Genomic DNA, 17,383 nt, shown 5'->3' on the forward strand with positions numbered 1-17,383 from the left:
GTTTCCTCCTTAGCTATAGGCCTATCATACGTCAAACCTGGATTTCCAGCATTTATCTAAGCTTACAAAAACGAAAAGAACCTTACAGAAATGTAAGATTCTTTCCGATTCGACTGTCATTCAAACAATTCCCATGACTTCTCGCCGAAATCAATGACCGCTTTCGTTCCTTTGCCGATCTCAGATTCAATGATCAGCGTATGACCGAGCCGACGACATATTTTCCTGGACAAGAATAAGCCCAGTCCTGTCGACTTGCTGTGCAGTCTTCCGTCAAACCCAGTGTACCCTTTTTCAAAGATTTTCGGCAGATCCTCCTGCCTAATGCCGCTGCCGGTATCTTCGATGACCAGTGTCTGTTCATCTTCAAAGTATATTCGGATCTTTCCTGCTTTCGTGTACTTGAGACTGTTGGATAAAAGTTGTTCGATCAGCACTTCCAGCCATTTTTTGTCGGACAGGACCGTCTGCACCGAAGGGTTGTATTCCACGCTGATATCTTTATAGATAAAAATAACTGCATATTTTTTCAAAATGATTTTAATGACATCCGCAACAACTATATCCTCCAGCTGCAGTTCTTTCCCACTATCTTCGAGTTTCAGATAATTCAGGGCCATGTGGGTATAGTCATTGACTCGGATCAGTTCCTGCTCCAGACGAAGTCCGTCTTTGGTTTCCGGACTTTTCTGAAGGAGCAGGCTCATGGCTGATATCGGTGTTTTTATCTGATGCAGCCACAGGGTGAAGTAATCCATCTGCTCTCTGTCTTTTTCGACGGTTTCCTTCTTGAACAGCTGATACTCTTCATACAGCTCCTGGTACATTTCCTGATAAAGTGCATCGAGCGCATTGAGTTGCCTGTTTTTATTTTGTGTCTCTGATCCGAAACGGATGGAAACTGCCGCCTGGACACGGTTCAGATACTGTGCCCATTGCATGATCAGTGAAAGAGCAAAAAAGAATGACGACAGCTGCACACCATACCAGAATAAGGAAAAGGGACTTGCTGTAAAGAAGATAAGGAGAGCAAAAATAAACAGGATCGTTAAGAACAGAAAAAACTGTGGGGCGACTGATTTTATAAAAGGCCTGACCCAGCGTTTCCACCCCTTCTTACCTGATTGCTCATTCAAAAATGGCATAGCCGACACCCTTTTTCGTCAAGATGAAGTTGTCTTTCCCTACTGCCTTCAGTTTTTTTCTGAGGCGTGCGATATTGACCGCCAAGGTATTGGAATCAATGAACGCTTCGTCTTCCCATAGTTGCCGCATGATCAGTTCTTTCGAGACATATTCTCCTTTGTGTTTGAACAGGATCTCCATTATTCTCATTTCATTTCCTGTCAAAGAGGCTTTTTTATCCTTATAGATAAGGTTCAGCTCCGACGGTTTTAAAATCACTTGACTTGCTGAATAGAAATGATCAGTGTCAGAAAAATCATACGTGCGTCTTAGCATGGCCTGTATCTTTGCGACCACCACTGTCATCTGAAAGGGTTTCTGGATATAGTCATCCGCCCCCATCTGAATGGCCATGACCAGATCCATATCATCGGTTCGGGAAGAAATGAAAATGACAGGGACTTCAGACATTCTTCTTATTTCCTGACACCAGTGATAGCCGTTGCAGGACGGCAATTGAATATCCATAAGCACTAACTGGGGTTGTATTCGAATAAAATCATCCATTACAGCCGTAAAGTCTTCCTGCTTATGTACGTCATAGTTCCACTTGATCAGTTCTTCCTGCAAGGATGATGCGATCACATCATCATCTTCTACGATCATGATCGAAAACATGCAGATACACCTCCTGTTCCATATTACATACAGTATACCATGACCTTTATGCATAATAATCCGTCCACGGTCTCATTTTTTAGAAATACTTCCTCAGACCCATTCAATCTTGAAAGCGCTGTGCTATACTTAATGAAAGACTGAAGAAGGAGAATCAACCACTATGAACCATACATATGAAACACTGCGTATCAAGCTGGAAAGACTGGTCGAAAAAGAAAAATCTGCCGAAGAACGGTTCCGGGAAAACGAACGCCATCACAATGAGGCCAAAGCTGTTTTTCAGAGAGAAACAGCAGATGTGGAAAGACTGGAATCCCAGTCTTTCACTACCTTTTTAAGAACGGTGATCGGTACCCACGACAAAAAGCTTTACGAAGAAAAGCAGGAACAGATCCAGGCCAAGCTTAGACTGGATCAAGCCTCGGCTTTATATCTGGAATCTCGTGAAGAACTTACCCGGATCATCGATGAAATCAGTCTGCTTAAAGACGAACTGGATGCACTGAAAGAAAAACTGAGGGCGACTGATCCGACGTTCCAGGAAACCCTTTCCCAAAAAGAAGAACAGCGTCTCGTAATGGAAGCCGAGATCCGTGAAATCAATGAAGCGCTGAACGCCGGCCAGAGTGTATTGAACAGTCTGGACACGACCCTGGAGAAATTGGAATCCGCCGACTCTTTAGCCACCTGGGATATGTTCACCGACAGCTTCCTCGTTGATATGTTCAAATATGACAAAATCGACAAAGCTGAAGAAGAACTCTTTTATCTGGAGGGATTGATCGACCGCTACAAGAAAGAACTGAAAGACGTCGATCTGCATAATGTCCTGGATTACGAAAGTCTCGGTGAAATGAGGCGGATATTCGACGTTTTCTTTGACAACATTTTTTCTGACTGGAGCACGAAAGACACGATCCAGCGTAATATGAACAACCTCGACAAGATCTATATCGAAGTCGACCGCATTCAAAAACAGCTTCAAGCTCGCCGTTCGATATTAGAGAAAAAGCTGGAAGAACTTCAGTTATATTATTAAAGGCAAACCGAACAGCGGGTGCTCTCAGTTATTGTTGAGAGCGCCCGCTGTTTTGTCTGTTTATGATGGTGAAACTGACCTATAGAGGTCAGTTTCTTCGTGATTAAAGCAAGTGATTAAAGCTCGTGATCATGTTTATCAGAAAAGTAAGCCTCTTTAGCGTACTTTAAACCTTTATCAAAACCGGTATTCTTCTTACTCACGGATTTATTCTCATTGAGTAGATCCAATAGGCGCTTTATTGGCATTGCTCAGACGCATTTTAGCCTGAGTACGTCCAATAGGCGCTTCATTGGCATTGCTCAAACGCATTTTGGTCTGGGTACGTCCAATAGGCGCCTCATTGACAGTGCTCAAATGCATTTTAGCCTGAGTACGTCCAATAGGCGCCTCATTGGCATAGCTCAAACACATCTTAGCCTGAGTACGTCCAATGAACGCTTCATTGGCATTGCTCAGACGCATTTTAGCCTGAGTACGTCGCCTGTTTGCTGCTGTGAGTACTCAACGTACTATTGCTACCCGATTTATTCTGTAAGATTCACCTTCTCAGATAAAACTGAACGCGTAAAATCCTTACCAGGGCAGCGGACGGCCTTTGATTTCTTCGATCCAGAGTCCTCTCAAATCCTGAACCATCTTTTCAGGAAGCAGATCCTGCGAGGCTGAGAGATTATGCAGCAGCTGTTCGCTGTTTCTGGCTCCCGGTATGACTGTGGATACTTCTTTATATGACAGGACATACTGTAAGGCCACTCGGGTCATCGAAGCGTCTTCCCCAATAATCTGGCGCACTTTGTTTACCAGTTCTGAACGTCGCTGGATATCTTCCCTGCTCCAGCGGCTTCTGATACCATCGAACGAACTGTTTTCGTCATATTTCCCTGTCAGCCAGCCCGAATCCAGCGGCACTTTGACGATGAGGCCGACGCCTTCATTATAAGCACGGCTCATGGCTTCAAGGGGTTCTTGGTGAAAGATGTTGAACATGACTTCAATGATCTGACTGTCTGTTTTATCAAGGAGCTGGTTGACTTCTTTACCTGTATCGACAGAAGCCCCATACGCTTTGATTTTTCCTTCCTTTTTAAGTTTTTCAAGCACCTGAAACTGCGGAGACTGCTGATCCAAAGCCGATAAAGGCGGATTGTGCAGGAGCAGACTGTCTAAGTAATCGGTATCCAGTCTTTTCAGACTGCTTTCAACCGAAGCGATCAAGTCGTCCGGATCAAAACTCTGTTCATCATTCGCCTGATGTCCGCACTTACTGCTGATAACGACTTGTTCTCTGTTTTCTTTCAAAGCCTTTCCTAAAAGTTCTTCACTTTTTCCCAGACCATAATTCGGTGCTGTGTCAAAAAAGAAACAGCCGTTCATATGCGCTTCATGGACCAGACGGATTGCTTCGTCATCACTCATCCGTCCCCAATCGTTCTCATTTCCCAACTGCCAGGCGCCAAAACCCACTTCTGACACTTCTATCCCTGTATTTCCCAACATACGCTTCTTCATTCTCTTTTCACCCCTAATATTATTTACTATCTACTCTTTATGATACCGCTCATCTTCCAGTGAATCCACTCGGACACAGCAGAGACGTTTCAGTCACTTACCTTCATAATGATTTTCCCTGTATTTTCATTGTCTTCCATCATGCGATGCGCTTCCGGCAGCTCTTCAAAAGGAATCACCACATGGATGACCGGTTTCAATTTCTTTTCTTTAAAGAAAGGCATGACGACTTCAGCGAATTCCTGTGAGAGCTGAGCTTTATAGTCATCGCTTCTTGGTGTGAGCAGAGTGCCTTTAAGAACGATCCGCTTTTTCATCACGTCGCCTAACGACACTTTATCCACTTCGCTTCCACCAAGCGTCCCAATGAGGATCCACCGCGCATCCACTGCACAGCTTTCCAGATTCATCTTCCAGTATGAGCCCCCCACAAAATCTAAAATAACATCTACGCCGATCCCTTCCGTCACTCCACTTATACGTTCTGCAAATGACTCTTCCTTATAGTTGACTAACACGTGTGCGCCGAGTTCTTTTGCCTTTTCCAGTTTCTCAGGATGACCAGCTGTGGCAAATATCGTTGCCTGACTCAGCTGGCTCGCCATCTGGATCGCCGCCGTCCCCACACCGCTTCCTGCGGCATGGATCAGGATTTTCTCTTTTTCCTTCAGTTCACCCAGCCAGTACATCGTCTGATAAGCAGTCAAAAAGACTTCCGGGATTGCAGCTCCTTCTTCAAAAGTCAGTTCATCCGGCAGTACTATTGCCCGTTCATCCGGCATGGTGACGTATTCCCCGTAACCGCCGTGATTGACCAGCCCGCACACACGAGTCCCGGCATGCAGCTTGGAATCGGTCGACTGGTTTTCGACGACCACTCCACTGACTTCAACGCCTAAGATCGGATAAGGTTCTGTCAACGCTGTGTTCTGTCGGGTCAATGTATCCGTACGGTTGATACCGGCCGCCTTGACTTCGACAAGGAGTTCCCCCTGCTTCGGTACAGGCTTCTCCACTTCGATCTGCTGCAGGACTTGTCTGCCGCCTGGTTTTTCAATGCTCCATGCTCTCATCACATTCATCCTTTTCTTTCACTCTGTTTAAAAAATCTTCAACGTCTTTCGGTGTGCGCAGCCAGATCACTTCAGTCTCGTCAGAAAGCTGCTCGAGCTGGTCAATGATTATTGGGCGCTGGTCGAGGGGGAACCGCCAGATCCATCTGTAAAAAGCCAGATCGATATGTTCCCTGTTGCCTTCGTGCATGTCCGGGCGTCTTTTATTCCGGTACTGAAAAGCGCGTTTCATGACCCGATAAAGACAAAGCGTGCGCTTGAAGTCCAGGAATATGACCGTATCGGCCGCTTCGATCCGGATATCCAACGTCCCACCATAATTGCCGTCAATGATCCACTCTGGCCGTTTAACCAGAACTTTTTGGATAACACGCTGGTCCTCTTTAGATATAAGCACCCAGTTCGGTTTCCAGTGCAGCACGTCTAAATGATATACAGGCAGACCTGTCTGTTCTCCCAAACGTCTGGCCAGCGTGGATTTCCCCGCACCCGATGAGCCAATGATCGCGATTCTTTCCAATGATACCACCTCATTTATCCAGTATACTAAAGTCAGGCCCCTTACTCTAATCATACTCATTGTCAGAATCATTGACAAAAAGAAAGGTTCTGGTACACTTGAATCAGTTCGAATTAGAGATAAAAAAGGGTGGGTAGAACAGCTGGTCGAACGGTGCTGGCATTAAGAACTTGGCCATCAAAGGATTCGGTGGCTCCATACTGTATCCTACCAGTCCGAAAGAAACTGGCCTGCTCGGAGATTCACTCAAACTGCCGGAACAGTCCGAAGCAAAAAGAACAGAACGAGAGATAAACCTCATACCATTAACCCATTAAGGAGTGAAGATCAATGAAACATATTTTCAAACAAGGTACAGACTTGACGAACACGACCCTTCTCCTGCTTCACGGCACAGGCGGTTCAGAGGAGGATCTGCTTCCATTAGCTGAACGCATCGACCCGAAAGCCAATGTCCTGAGCGTCCGAGGAAACATCAGCGAAAACGGCCTGTCCCGCTATTTCAAGCGTCTAAGACCGGGTGTCTTCGATGAAGAAGACCTGAAAGTCAGAACACATGAACTGAACGACTTTCTGGATGAGGCGGCAGATGAATATGGCTTTGACCGAAAACAGATCGTCGCTATCGGCTATTCAAATGGGGCCAACATTGCCGGAAGCCTGCTGTTCCATTACAGTGATGCCCTGACGGGGGCGGTCCTGCACCATCCGATGGTCCCTCTAAGAGGTTTGCAGCTTCCTGATTTATCAAAGACTCCTGTCTTTATCGGGGCCGGAAAGAACGATTCGATCTGCCCGTCAGAAGAATCAGAAGAACTCAAGCAGCTGCTCTCTGAAGCCGGAGCTGACGTAACTTTGCATTGGGAAAATCACGGTCATCAGCTTACCGGCACAGAAATCGATGCCGCAGCAAACTGGTATAGAAAACAAAAAAATCGCCTGGGTTAACAGGCGATTTTTTCTTTCTCTTTTTTACATTCCGGTTCTGACGATACGCGCTCCAAAAGGAAGCAGGGCAAGTTTAGCCTGCTTAAAATGCTGGAGCCCAAAGGGGATACCGACAATGGTCAGGCAAAAGGCCGCCCCCATCGTGACTTCTTCGACAACAAGAGCAAAACCGCCGAGAACGAGCCACAAAACGTTGAACATAAAAGAGACTCCGCCATGTCCAAATTCAATATCCTTACCAAAAGGTGCAGCTGCCATCGTCGAGAATTTGAAACACTGTCTGCCGATTGGCAAGCCCACGATCGTGATCGACCAGAGCACACCCAGGATCAGCCAGGTTAAGAAACTGACAAACCCTCCTAAAATAAACCATACGATATTACCTAATAACTTCAAATCCTTCTTCCTTTCATAATAAGTCAGCTGATCTGAGGTGGACGTTCATTCTGGTTGTTGGATTCCTGGAAATCAGAGTGCTGCCACTGGTACAAGTATTCAAAATCTTTTTCATCCAGTTTGAAATCAAAGATATCGAAATTCTCTTCAATGCGGTACATATGCGCGGACTTCGTCAACGGTACCGTATCCAGATCCAGACAGAAGCGCAGTAAAATCTGGGCCATGGTTTTATTGTACTTGTTCAGCATCTCTCGCATGCGATCCTCTTTTTTCAATACATTCAGCGGATTCAGCGGGGAATAAGCTTGGACAACGATATCGTTCTTTCTGCAGTACTCTCTCAACTCGTCCTGCGTGACGCCTGGATGAATAAGCATCTGATTGACCATCGGTTTGATCCTTGCATGATCAACAAGGTTTTCTAAATGATTGATGGAAAAATTGCTGACACCGATCGCTTTCAGTACTCCCTCCTCATACAGTTCTTCCATTGCTTTCCACGTGTCGATATTATCTTCTTCCCAGTCTTCCCCGTGTCCTTCGACAACAGGCCAGTGAATGAGATAGAGGTCAAGGTAATCCGTACCCAGTTTTCTCAGTGATTCTTCCACTTCACGTCTCACGTTATCATACCCATGTGCACCATTTCTCAGTTTACTTGTTAAAAAAAGTTCTTCTCTTGGAAAGCCGCTTTCCCTAAGTGCGTCTCCCACGAGGTCTTCATTCTGATAGGCGGCCGCATTGTCAATATGACGAAAACCGACTTCTATTGCTTTTAACACCGATTTAACGGCTTCATCTTCATTCGTGTTCTGCCACATGCCAAACCCCAACACCGGCATTTTAAGTCCATTGGCTAAAATTACATTTTCCATTCCAATTCCCTCCGCTTCCTGAATCCTGACTTGATTTGTGCAAAGTCTATCTATAACTAGTATACTATAGATAAAGATTCTATCCTATTAACACCATTCAAACATCTAATAGAATTTACAGGGAGGAAGAAATATGTCATTAATTGATGAACTGACAAAAAAGCTGGAGGCAAAGCAGGATCGGCTTATTGAAGTAAGACGCTATCTTCACGCACATCCCGAACTGTCATTCCAGGAAGAACAGACAGCCGCTTATTTAAAAGATTTTTATAAGAATGTCCCTGTCGACAGCATCGAAACAGATTTCGGTGGGAACCGCGGGGTAGTTGTAAATATTAAAGGCGGAAAGCCCGGTCCACGACTTGCATTACGTGCCGACTTCGATGCCCTTCCCATTCAGGAAGAAACCAACCTGCCTTTCGCTTCCCAGAACAAAGGTGTCATGCATGCCTGTGGTCACGATGGACACACAGCCTATATGCTTATCCTTGCTGAAACATTAGCCGAAATGAAAGACCAATTGAATGGCTCAGTCAGGATCATCCATCAGCCAGCAGAAGAAATGCCGCCGGGCGGGGCCAAAAGCATGGTCGAAGCCGGTGTGTTGAACGATGTGGATGCAGTCCTCGGCATTCATGTGATGTCGGCTATGGAAACCGGAAAAGTATATTACCGCAGTGGCCAGACACAGACCGGACGAGCGAAATTCAGCCTTAAGATCCAAGGTAAAGGCGGTCACGGGGCCATGCCTCATACGGCCAATGATGCTATTGTCGCCGCAAGCGCCTTTGTCATGAATGTGCAGACGATCGTCAGCCGCCGCATCGATCCCTTTGACTCAGCCGTGGTCACGATTGGTTCCTTTGACGGTAAAGGTCAGTTCAACATTATCAAAGACGCCGTTGAACTGGAAGGAGACGTGCGCACTCTTTCTTCCGAATCCAGAACACAAGTGGAAGAGGAAGTAAGAAAAATCACCAAGGGGATCGAAGCGATGTACGGCGTCGAGGCTCAGCTGGATTATGTGAATGACTACCCCGTCCTTGTCAATGACGAAGACGTCACCTTAAAAGTAAAAGAAGCGATCGAACAGGCAAATATACCTGAAATCAATGCCGTTCTGGAAACAGGCCCGATCGCTCCTTCGGAAGACTTTGCCTATTATCTTCAGGAAAAACCCGGAACGTTCATTTATGTCGGTGCCAAGCCTGAAGGTAAGGAAGGCTTTCCGCACCATCATCCTAAATTCGAAATCGATGAACGCAGCCTCCTCATCAGCGCCAAGGCCATGGCCGCAGCCGTCGCTTCCTATCTGGGATGAATCCTTCATAAATCAAAAGCTCTCAAACGTCATGTTTGAGAGCTTTTTTGTGTGATCATCTTAAAAAATACGAGATGAGTTACAAGGTCTTTCTGCTGCATATATCAGCATGGCAACCTATTATCTATTTGGTATACTGAGGAAAGTTATGATCAAAAAATTCAAATCGGAAGCATGTTCTTCGGAACATGCTATCTAAAATATAAATCATTGCAATAAATACTCTCGGTCGTGACTACTGGTGCTGAATTTACTGTATTCGGTAGTTTTCAGTACGTATAAGTACTGAACCTACCGAACTCAGGTATGTTCGACACTTTGAGTAAATACTACACCTACTAAGTGTCGAAGTTTGGCTTAGTTCGACACTTAGAGATGAATGAAGAAATCTTAACTACCGAAATCGACTATATTCGGCTATTAGATATGAACTATCATTTTCTATCTACCGAACCTAAGGTATCTTCGACACTTAGCAGCCTGTCTTATCTCAGAACTTACCGAACTTCGAGCACTTCGGTAAGTTCCACCTTCAATCCGTTTCCTAAGTACCAAAGTTACATAATTTACCTGCTTTTGTTTAGAAGCAGAAAAATAAAGATTTAATTTTGAATTTTTGACAGATACACGGCTTTATCCTTGTATATATAAGTGAACGAACAAAGGAGGGGAATAGTTTGGCAGAAGATGAATGGATAATCAGAACAATCAAAAAACGGAACGAGCAGGGTCTTGAAGAGTTGATCCATAAATATGGCGGACTACTAAAAGCCATTATCCAAAAACAACTTTATGCACTCCCTGGTCATCAGGATGAATGCTTAAACGACGTTTTTCTGGCCGTCTGGAACAACATCGAACAATACGATGTATCAAAATCAAGTTTCAAAAACTGGATAGCTGTTATTGCAAGGTACCGGTCTATCAATACACTGAAAAAATACAAGAACGAGTTAAAGACTGTTAGCTGGGAAGAAGCGCTGGAAACAGAATATGTACATAACGACAAACCCTTATCTCAAGAATTATGGGAAATTAAACTGGAAGAATTACTTGCTCCCCTTAACGAAAAAGATCATAAGCTATTTAAAGATCTCTTTGAATCACAAGATTCGACTGACGTGATTGCTGAAAAACATGGGTTAAGTCGAGGCGCTTTGTACAGCCGTTTCTCTCGGGGCAAATCAAAACTAAGACGACACTTCAAAAAGAGAGGAGAGTCAAGAAATGAATAATGATAAAGAAATTTATCGCTTACTTAATAAAATCAAGCTAGATACGAGTAAATACGAAGAGCGAACTTTATCCGAAGCAGAGAAAGACGAACTCCTCGATTCTGTAAAGCACAGATTCGACCATTCATCCACTGAGCAACCGAAAACTTCCAGCTGGAAAAGACCTGTCCTGTTAGTTGCCGCTGCACTTTTTCTAGCGTTTCTAGGTCTTCAGACACCTGTCGGCCAGCGGGTTCAAGCGGCTGCCTCCTCTTTCTTAGAAAGCTTCCGCTATACCATCACTGATGCTTTAGGTATAGAAGAACGGACAACTGACGATACAAGTATAGACGTCGATCAGGTCCAGACGATTGGAGATGCTGAAATAAAAGTTGAGGATATGCTTATTTTCGATGATTTATTACTCATCAACATACTCGTTGATTTGGGAGAGTCTTTAGAAGACTATCATTTGGGAGGGATAGAGAATAAAATTCTTTCTATAAATGGAAAAGAAGTCACCGACTCAATGTTAAGTTACGGAACAACAGTCAGCGAAGACGAGGCTGTTCATAACCGAATATTAGTTATAGACCTCGATGAGGATTTTTCAATGACCGACAATTACAACATAGAACTAACCTTGGAAGATCTTTTCATTACTGATATGAAAGACACTGCCAAAAGAGACGAACGTGTACCACCCGTTGAAGGGAGAGCTACATTTTCTGTTGATACGACAAGGGAAGGACTACAGAAACACACAAATAGCTATTCGATTAATCAAGAGTTAAACACTGATCTCTATGGTTATTCCATTAAAAGCTTAAACACACACCCACTCTTCAGTTTCATTGAAATAACTTCAGGCGACTGGACCGATATACCGTTTGAAGTAATTGAAATACGCGGAGAAGATAACCGGGGTAATGAGCTACTATTTACTCAACACAGCTACACGTATAACGGAGCTGAGACTCACTATACTGGACGGCTTGCCCTATCTGAAGAAGATTCTGACATTACCAGTGAGCAAATGCTGGAATCAGAAGAACTTCACCTCCAGTTTTATTCTGCCGAGTTTCCAGAAGATGCGGGCATGCTAGACTTCTCTTCTTATGGCGACCCATTCACGATCAAACTGAATCAGTAGTCATAAGCGTATCGTGTCAATTATAGGCATGATACGCTTTTGTACGTTAACTAATTCATTCTATTTATTTCATTAAGTCCAGGTTTATCATGATTCGTGTCTATTTCAGACAATGAGGTAGTTCGCAATTCGACACTAAAACTAAGTACATGAAGAAGCAGCCGGACAATTCGCCAGGCTCGAACTGGCGAAGTATCTGAAAAATGAATTAGAAAATATCTAAAACGGTCAAAGACACCTCTAGACGTTTAGAGGTGTCTTCTTTATTAATTAATTATATTCTGTGGTTGACCCTTCAAGAAAGCCAGTGTGTTATCAAAGGCGATTTCAGCCCGTTTCACCATGGCTTCATCGGTCAGGTAAGCCACGTGCGGCGTCAGCACAGTATTTTTCGCATGCAATAGCGGATAGTCCTTAGGCAACGGCGGCTCCATATCGAAGACGTCAATGCCGGCACCCGCCAGTTTTCCTTCATTCAATAAATCTGCCAGGGCCTGATTATCAATGATCGGTCCCCGGGCACAGTTGATGAGTACGGCAGAGTCCTTCACTCTTTCCAGCTTTTCTCTGGACAAAAAGTTTCGTGTTTCGTCATTCATCGGTAAGTGGACGGATACGATGTCACTTTGTGAAAGGACATCATCCAACGACAAGTAGGTCAGTCCCAACTCCTTCGCGGCTTCTTTTTCCGTCCGATTATAGCCGATGAGTTTTGCACCGAAGGCTTTGAATAATTCCGCAGTCCTCAGACCTATATTACCTGTCCCAATGATGCCCACGGTCTTGCCTCTGATCTCGTTCCCCTGAATCATACCAGGAAACGACTCTTTCCTAATCTCTTTGTCTCCTTGTGAAATAGACCGGTACAAATCCAATGTCAGACCAATGACCAGCTCAGCCACTGACTGGTCGGAATAGCCGGCTGCATTAGCTATTTGGATTCCTTTATCTTGCGCGGCTTCCTGTGCGACGTGGTCTACACCAGTAAAAGCGACGTTGATCAGTTTGGTCTCTTTCAGCTGTTCCACGACTTCTTTTGGATACGGATTATTGGCGATCATCACCACATCTGCAGCCTGACTGCGTTTCAGCAGTTCATCGGGATCCGTTGTTTTCTCCTCAAAATAAACGAATTCATGACCAGCTTCTCTGATGGGTTGAGCCAATTTATCTATCATATCTTTTGGGACTCTCAGTGGTTCCAGTAAAGCAACTTTCATATGTTTCTTCCTCTCGTGTCGATTCTCTATCTTTACAAGTCTTTTGTTTAAAGCATTTCTTCGGCCAGCAGTTTATAGGCATTCAGACGCTGAACCTGTGAATGGGCAATACTGCATATCATCGCTTCCTGAAAGCCGTATCTTTCCTGATCAGCACATAGTTTTTCAGCAACCTCTTTGGCCGTACCGACTAGATGGATCTCACGATTCGTCCGAATCGCTTCCTCTTCATCCTCATTCAGTGGATAGTCGCGTGCCTCTTCAGGCGTCATCAACGGCGACATGCGGCCCTGGCCCAGTCGGATACGAGCGATATCCTGAGGTTTCGCCTGAAACTCGGCTTCTTCTCTCGTTTCAGCCACGGTCACCAGATAAGCGACACTGATCTCCGGATTTTCCATAAATTCAGAAGGCACGAACCGGTCCCGGTATAAGTCAAAATTCTCTTTACGCATCGCTCCAAGCATGAAGAACTGGGCAAAGGAATAACCAAGACCCTTCTGTCCGGCCTGAATCGCACTGTTCCCGCTCGAACCAAGAAGCCAGGCTTCCGGCAAGGTCACATTCTGCGGTGAAGCGGGCGTTTTGCTGTATAGCGTTTCATCAGGAACGACATCTTTGATCAGATCCAGAGTAATATCCAGTTTCTCATATAGATGATCAAAATCCGGATTATTTCCCTGGGCTAGTGCATAGATGGCATTCTGGTCACCTCCCGGCGCACGACCGACCCCATAGTCGATCCGTCCGGGAGCCAGAGCACTTAACGTTTTGAATACCTCAGCCATTTTAAGTGGTGAATAATGCATCAGCATCGTCCCGCCGGTACCTAAGCGGATGCGGTCGGTTTTAGCCGCCAGATACGCCGTCACAACTTCAGGCGCCGAGCTGGCAAAACTTGGACTGCCATGGTGCTCCGCCATCCACATGCGGTAATAACCCAGCTCTTCTGTAAACCGGGCCAGCTCCACCGCTTTTTCCAGCGCTTCCTGAGCCGTATACCCGCTCGTTATCGGTGCCTGATCCAGTACACTCAATCTCATTTCCATCGTCTTCCTTTCCATCATCATTATCCCTACTATATCATTTTAAATCAGAAGTATCTCACTGATTCAACTAATCATACCTCTTTATGAGAAAAGGGCTCCTCTATCCTGCAGAGTAGAGATCCGTTTTAGCTGCTGAACCCCGCTCACATGCTGAGTCGTCACAAGTCAAATAAGTTTTTACTACCCGTACCGTTTCAAGGTTGAGTCGGTCCTATATTGACCCTGTATGTCCCTCTCAACCTTTTCTCCTCGCCCAGTCGTCCCTAAATCGTTAAGGTAGCGCCTGCCCAAGCTCTTTTATTTTTGAGCAGTCACTAGAAGGGCCTTGTTTTAGCTGCCCAGAATAAATTTCCTTGTGAGAGGTCACTACATCACACTTTTATGACTAACCGAACCCGCTCTACTCTCTGACCGGTCACTATATCCCCTATATAGGACCGGCTCAAACTGAATTAATCCTCAGCAGTCAGAATGCATAGCAACACTGCCCCACTCATCGCTCCGTGATCATCCCGTGATCACTACATAGTCCAAAAAATACAAAGAAAAGATCAAACCTCTTTATAAATGAAAAAAGTCTCCATCTCAGGAGACTTTTCCTAGCTGATCCCTTAGCTTTCAAAAGAATCTTTATATTTACTGAAAAAATCGTAATAGCTCCTCACATGTTCCAGCTCCGTCCACTTTCTGACAGTTACCGGTTCCGAGTCCAGATCGTAGACTTTAGCTCCTTCCAGGGAAAGCAAGAACGGCGAATGGGTCGAGATGATAAACTGACAGCCGAAAAATCGAGCAGAGTCTTCAATGAACTGTTTCAGTTCCAGCTGTTTGTCCGGGGACAGACTATTCTCGGGCTCATCCAATAAGTACAAGCTATTCTCATCCATCTTTTCGATAAAATAGCGGAAGGCACTTTCCCCGTTGGACTGTTCACGCACGTTACTCATTAGATGTTCTCTGACATATCTGGACTGGGTTTTCCGGCGAGCTTCGGTCATTTTTTTCAACTCGTCATAATCATCCAGAGACTTCAACTGGAATGTGGCGAATTTGGCTTCAAGGTACTCATCAAACACCTCTTCTCTTTTCTCGTCGATCCCATCGTTGACTGAACGCAGAGTCAGGATATAATCAAACACATCGTCACTGGTAATGATCCGCTTATGTACAGGTTCATCAAAGGTCTGTTCAACGGAACAGAAATCCAGATAAGCCGGAAAGAAACTGGATTTATTATACAGGGCATCACGCTGAGCTCCGATTTTCTCCGCAACGATATTCAGTACGGTTGTTTTTCCCGAACCATTTCCACCATATAGGATCGTAACGGGGGCCAGATCCAGTCGACTCAGTTCTTTTTTTGACAGGACCTGAAAAGGATAATATGTATTGTATACTTTCCGTTTGATTCCGATAAAAAAATCAAACTCTGATTCTTTATCTGGAAAAGTTATGGATTTTAAATACATCGGCTTCTTCCTTTCTACTACTTGATTAAAGTATAATGAACTGCTTTTATCTTTTCAAATAATTATTCACAATCAAAAAAAAGCGTTAACACATTATATTCACATCTAATTTTAATATTGATAAATGCATCAAAATAAGTGATGTATGCGTTAACAATTCGATTATAAGTCCATGACAAAACTTTTAAATAAAAATATAATTTGTTATATCTTATTTCGCCTTAATGTAGTATACTGTAAAAAATTACACAATCTGTTTATAAATTAAGCGGATAAAATTGGAGGAGATACAATGGAAAAACGCAAGAAGTTTTCAGTTGGTTTAGTTCCAAAGTTACTCATCGCTATTGGTTTAGGGGTCCTGGTGGGGCAGCTGAACTTTATACCTGATTTCATTCTTCAAATACCCGTGACCTTTTCAGCCTTATTCAGTCGTTTGTTAGCCTTTATTATTCCTTTAATGATCGTCGGTTTTGTTGTCAAGGGCATTTCTGATTTGACAGATGGGGCAGGCAAGTTACTGGGCCTTAATGCTTTAATGGCTTACTCTAATACATTGATCGGTGGTTTCATTGCGTACCTGCTCGCTTCCAACCTTTTTCCGCTCTTCATTGATGCATCGGTGAGAGAAACCGTTCAAACAGAAGGAACCGCCTTAGAACCGCTATTTGATCTCCCGCTTGAACCGCTGTTCGGAGTCACTTCTGCCATCGTCTTTGCCTTCCTGTTCGGTGTCTTTATCTCATGGCTCCGTAAAGAGGAAAAAGGCGAAGTGATGTATACTTTCTTTGCAGAATTCGGGTCCATCATCACTCAAATTTTATCAGCCCTTATTATTCCCGGCTTACCCTTCTACATCTTTGGTAATTTCCTGAACTTAAGCTACAGCGGGTCTGTCTTCTCTCTGTTATCCGTGTTCTGGAGAGTCTTCATCGTCGTTATCGGTCTTCAGCTCCTGCTGATTACTCTGCTCTTCATTTTCGCAGGTCTGTATACTGGGAAGAACCCGGTCACTTTGCTGAAAAATCAGATCCCCGGATATTTTACAGCGCTGGGCACGCAGTCTTCTGCCGCTACTATCCCAGTTAATATGGAATGTGCGCAAAAAAATGGCGTCTCCAAAGAAATCAGAGAATTTGTTATTCCATTGAGCGCAACGATTCATCTCATGGGTAGTGTCGTAACGATCACATCCTGTGTGACAGCCGTCCTCCTGATGTTCGACATGACACACAGTTTCGGTATGATGGCTGCGTTTATCGCAACCTTAGGTGTGGCCTTAGTTGCAGCACCGGGTGCACCGGGTGGAGCCATTATGAGTGCTCTACCATTCGTTTATATGGTCGGCATCGATCCAACAGGTTCATTAGGCAACCTGCTTATTTCTCTTTATATTACCCAAGACAGCTTCGGCACGGCCGCCAACGTTTCCGGCGACAATGCCATTGCGCTTGTGATCGACAAGGTATATGACAAATACTTCCTGAAAGAAACAGTTAAGTCACAGGCTGAAGTCGTGCCTCCCGTGAACAACTGATCTAACAATTGTATTAGAGGGAACTGAGGCTGGGAAAACTCCCAGCCTCAGTTCCTTTTAAGATTACTCTAAAATAGAAACCCTTTCTACCGATTAACTGCAATATAAAACAACTACTTCCTAATGGATTATTGTGTTAACTGATTACTAAACAGCTATTGAGACCACTTCCTGAAGGATCACATCGTTAACTGGTTACTAGACCGTTGTTGAGACCCCTTCTGTGGACAGCGGGGCTGCTTTTTGGA

General features: G+C 44.5%; 17 protein-coding genes. 6 read left to right on the plus strand and 11 right to left on the minus strand.

Annotated features, from left to right (window positions below; genetic code table 11):
• Nucleotides 1-116 precede the first annotated feature (116 nt).
• Together BM049_RS02485 and BM049_RS02490 are read right to left on the minus strand one after the other, a co-directional pair.
• Nucleotides 117-1,145 carry a sensor histidine kinase gene (locus BM049_RS02485; protein ID WP_177188568.1) on the minus strand — a complete coding sequence of 343 codons (1,029 nt, stop codon included), beginning with the start codon at nt 1,143-1,145 and terminating at the stop codon, nt 117-119.
• Entirely contained in the window at nt 1,129-1,803 is a 675-nt protein-coding gene (locus BM049_RS02490; protein ID WP_091528416.1) for a response regulator transcription factor, read from the minus strand. The genes BM049_RS02485 and BM049_RS02490 overlap by 17 nt, the downstream gene beginning before the upstream one ends.
• A gap of 163 nt (nt 1,804-1,966) precedes the next feature.
• On the opposite strand from BM049_RS02490, the gene BM049_RS02495 reads away from it, so the two are divergent.
• Nucleotides 1,967-2,845 carry a hypothetical protein gene (locus tag BM049_RS02495; RefSeq protein WP_091528417.1) on the plus strand — a complete coding sequence of 293 codons (879 nt, stop codon included), beginning with the start codon at nt 1,967-1,969 and terminating at the stop codon, nt 2,843-2,845.
• A gap of 213 nt (nt 2,846-3,058) precedes the next feature.
• On the opposite strand, the gene BM049_RS02500 is transcribed toward BM049_RS02495, so the two are convergent.
• From BM049_RS02500 to BM049_RS02515, 4 genes are all read right to left on the minus strand, one after another.
• Nucleotides 3,059-3,310: a hypothetical protein gene (locus BM049_RS02500; protein ID WP_091528419.1), complete on the minus strand. Its 252-nt coding sequence runs from the start codon at nt 3,308-3,310 to the stop codon at nt 3,059-3,061.
• Between the two features lie 111 nt (nt 3,311-3,421).
• Complete coding sequence (locus BM049_RS02505; protein ID WP_091528420.1) at nt 3,422-4,357, minus strand: aldo/keto reductase; 936 nt, start codon at nt 4,355-4,357, stop codon at nt 3,422-3,424.
• An 89-nt stretch (nt 4,358-4,446) separates the two neighbouring features.
• Nucleotides 4,447-5,430: an NAD(P)H-quinone oxidoreductase gene (locus BM049_RS02510; RefSeq protein WP_091528422.1), complete on the minus strand. Its 984-nt coding sequence runs from the start codon at nt 5,428-5,430 to the stop codon at nt 4,447-4,449.
• On the minus strand, nt 5,411-6,010 hold the full coding sequence (locus tag BM049_RS02515) for a DNA topology modulation protein (RefSeq protein WP_218147188.1): 600 nt from the start codon (nt 6,008-6,010) through the stop codon (nt 5,411-5,413). Before BM049_RS02515 ends, BM049_RS02510 begins: the two co-directional genes overlap by 20 nt.
• 270 nt (nt 6,011-6,280) lie before the next feature.
• Here BM049_RS02515 and BM049_RS02520 point away from each other — a divergent pair, with 270 nt between their 5' ends.
• Nucleotides 6,281-6,898: an alpha/beta hydrolase gene (locus BM049_RS02520; RefSeq protein ID WP_091528426.1), complete on the plus strand. Its 618-nt coding sequence runs from the start codon at nt 6,281-6,283 to the stop codon at nt 6,896-6,898.
• A gap of 24 nt (nt 6,899-6,922) precedes the next feature.
• On the opposite strand, the gene BM049_RS02525 is transcribed toward BM049_RS02520, so the two are convergent.
• Both BM049_RS02525 and BM049_RS02530 read right to left on the minus strand, forming a co-directional pair.
• Nucleotides 6,923-7,294 (minus strand): YccF domain-containing protein, encoded by a 372-nt coding sequence (locus BM049_RS02525; RefSeq protein ID WP_091528428.1) that lies wholly within the window; start codon nt 7,292-7,294, stop codon nt 6,923-6,925.
• 23 nt (nt 7,295-7,317) lie between these two features.
• Complete coding sequence (locus BM049_RS02530; RefSeq protein WP_091528429.1) at nt 7,318-8,172, minus strand: aldo/keto reductase family protein; 855 nt, start codon at nt 8,170-8,172, stop codon at nt 7,318-7,320.
• Between the two features lie 133 nt (nt 8,173-8,305).
• On the opposite strand from BM049_RS02530, the gene BM049_RS02535 reads away from it, so the two are divergent.
• From BM049_RS02535 to BM049_RS02545, 3 genes are all read left to right on the plus strand, one after another.
• Nucleotides 8,306-9,493, plus strand: a complete 1,188-nt coding sequence (locus BM049_RS02535; RefSeq protein ID WP_091528431.1) for a M20 family metallopeptidase — start codon at nt 8,306-8,308, stop codon at nt 9,491-9,493.
• 677 nt (nt 9,494-10,170) lie between these two features.
• Complete coding sequence (locus BM049_RS02540; protein WP_177188569.1) at nt 10,171-10,728, plus strand: sigma-70 family RNA polymerase sigma factor; 558 nt, start codon at nt 10,171-10,173, stop codon at nt 10,726-10,728.
• A complete protein-coding gene (locus tag BM049_RS02545) occupies nt 10,721-11,860 on the plus strand; it encodes a hypothetical protein (protein ID WP_091528434.1) in 1,140 nt (379 codons plus the stop codon). Before BM049_RS02540 ends, BM049_RS02545 begins: the two co-directional genes overlap by 8 nt.
• A 266-nt stretch (nt 11,861-12,126) precedes the next feature.
• Here the strand turns inward: BM049_RS02545 and BM049_RS02550 are convergent, their stop codons facing one another.
• From BM049_RS02550 to BM049_RS02560, 3 genes are all read right to left on the minus strand, one after another.
• A complete protein-coding gene (locus BM049_RS02550; RefSeq protein WP_091528436.1) occupies nt 12,127-13,080 on the minus strand; it encodes a 2-hydroxyacid dehydrogenase in 954 nt (317 codons plus the stop codon).
• 47 nt (nt 13,081-13,127) lie between these two features.
• Nucleotides 13,128-14,123 carry an LLM class flavin-dependent oxidoreductase gene (locus tag BM049_RS02555; protein ID WP_091528438.1) on the minus strand — a complete coding sequence of 332 codons (996 nt, stop codon included), beginning with the start codon at nt 14,121-14,123 and terminating at the stop codon, nt 13,128-13,130.
• Between the two features lie 617 nt (nt 14,124-14,740).
• Nucleotides 14,741-15,598, minus strand: a complete 858-nt coding sequence (locus BM049_RS02560; protein WP_091528439.1) for an AAA family ATPase — start codon at nt 15,596-15,598, stop codon at nt 14,741-14,743.
• 292 nt (nt 15,599-15,890) lie between these two features.
• Between BM049_RS02560 and BM049_RS02565 the strand changes: the two genes are divergently transcribed.
• Complete coding sequence (locus tag BM049_RS02565) at nt 15,891-17,135, plus strand: dicarboxylate/amino acid:cation symporter (RefSeq protein ID WP_091528441.1); 1,245 nt, start codon at nt 15,891-15,893, stop codon at nt 17,133-17,135.
• The last annotated feature ends 248 nt before the right edge of the window (nt 17,136-17,383 follow it).

Origin of the sequence: Alkalibacterium subtropicum, from assembly GCF_900112455.1 — a bacterium.
GTDB lineage: Bacteria > Bacillota > Bacilli > Lactobacillales > Carnobacteriaceae_A > Alkalibacterium > Alkalibacterium subtropicum.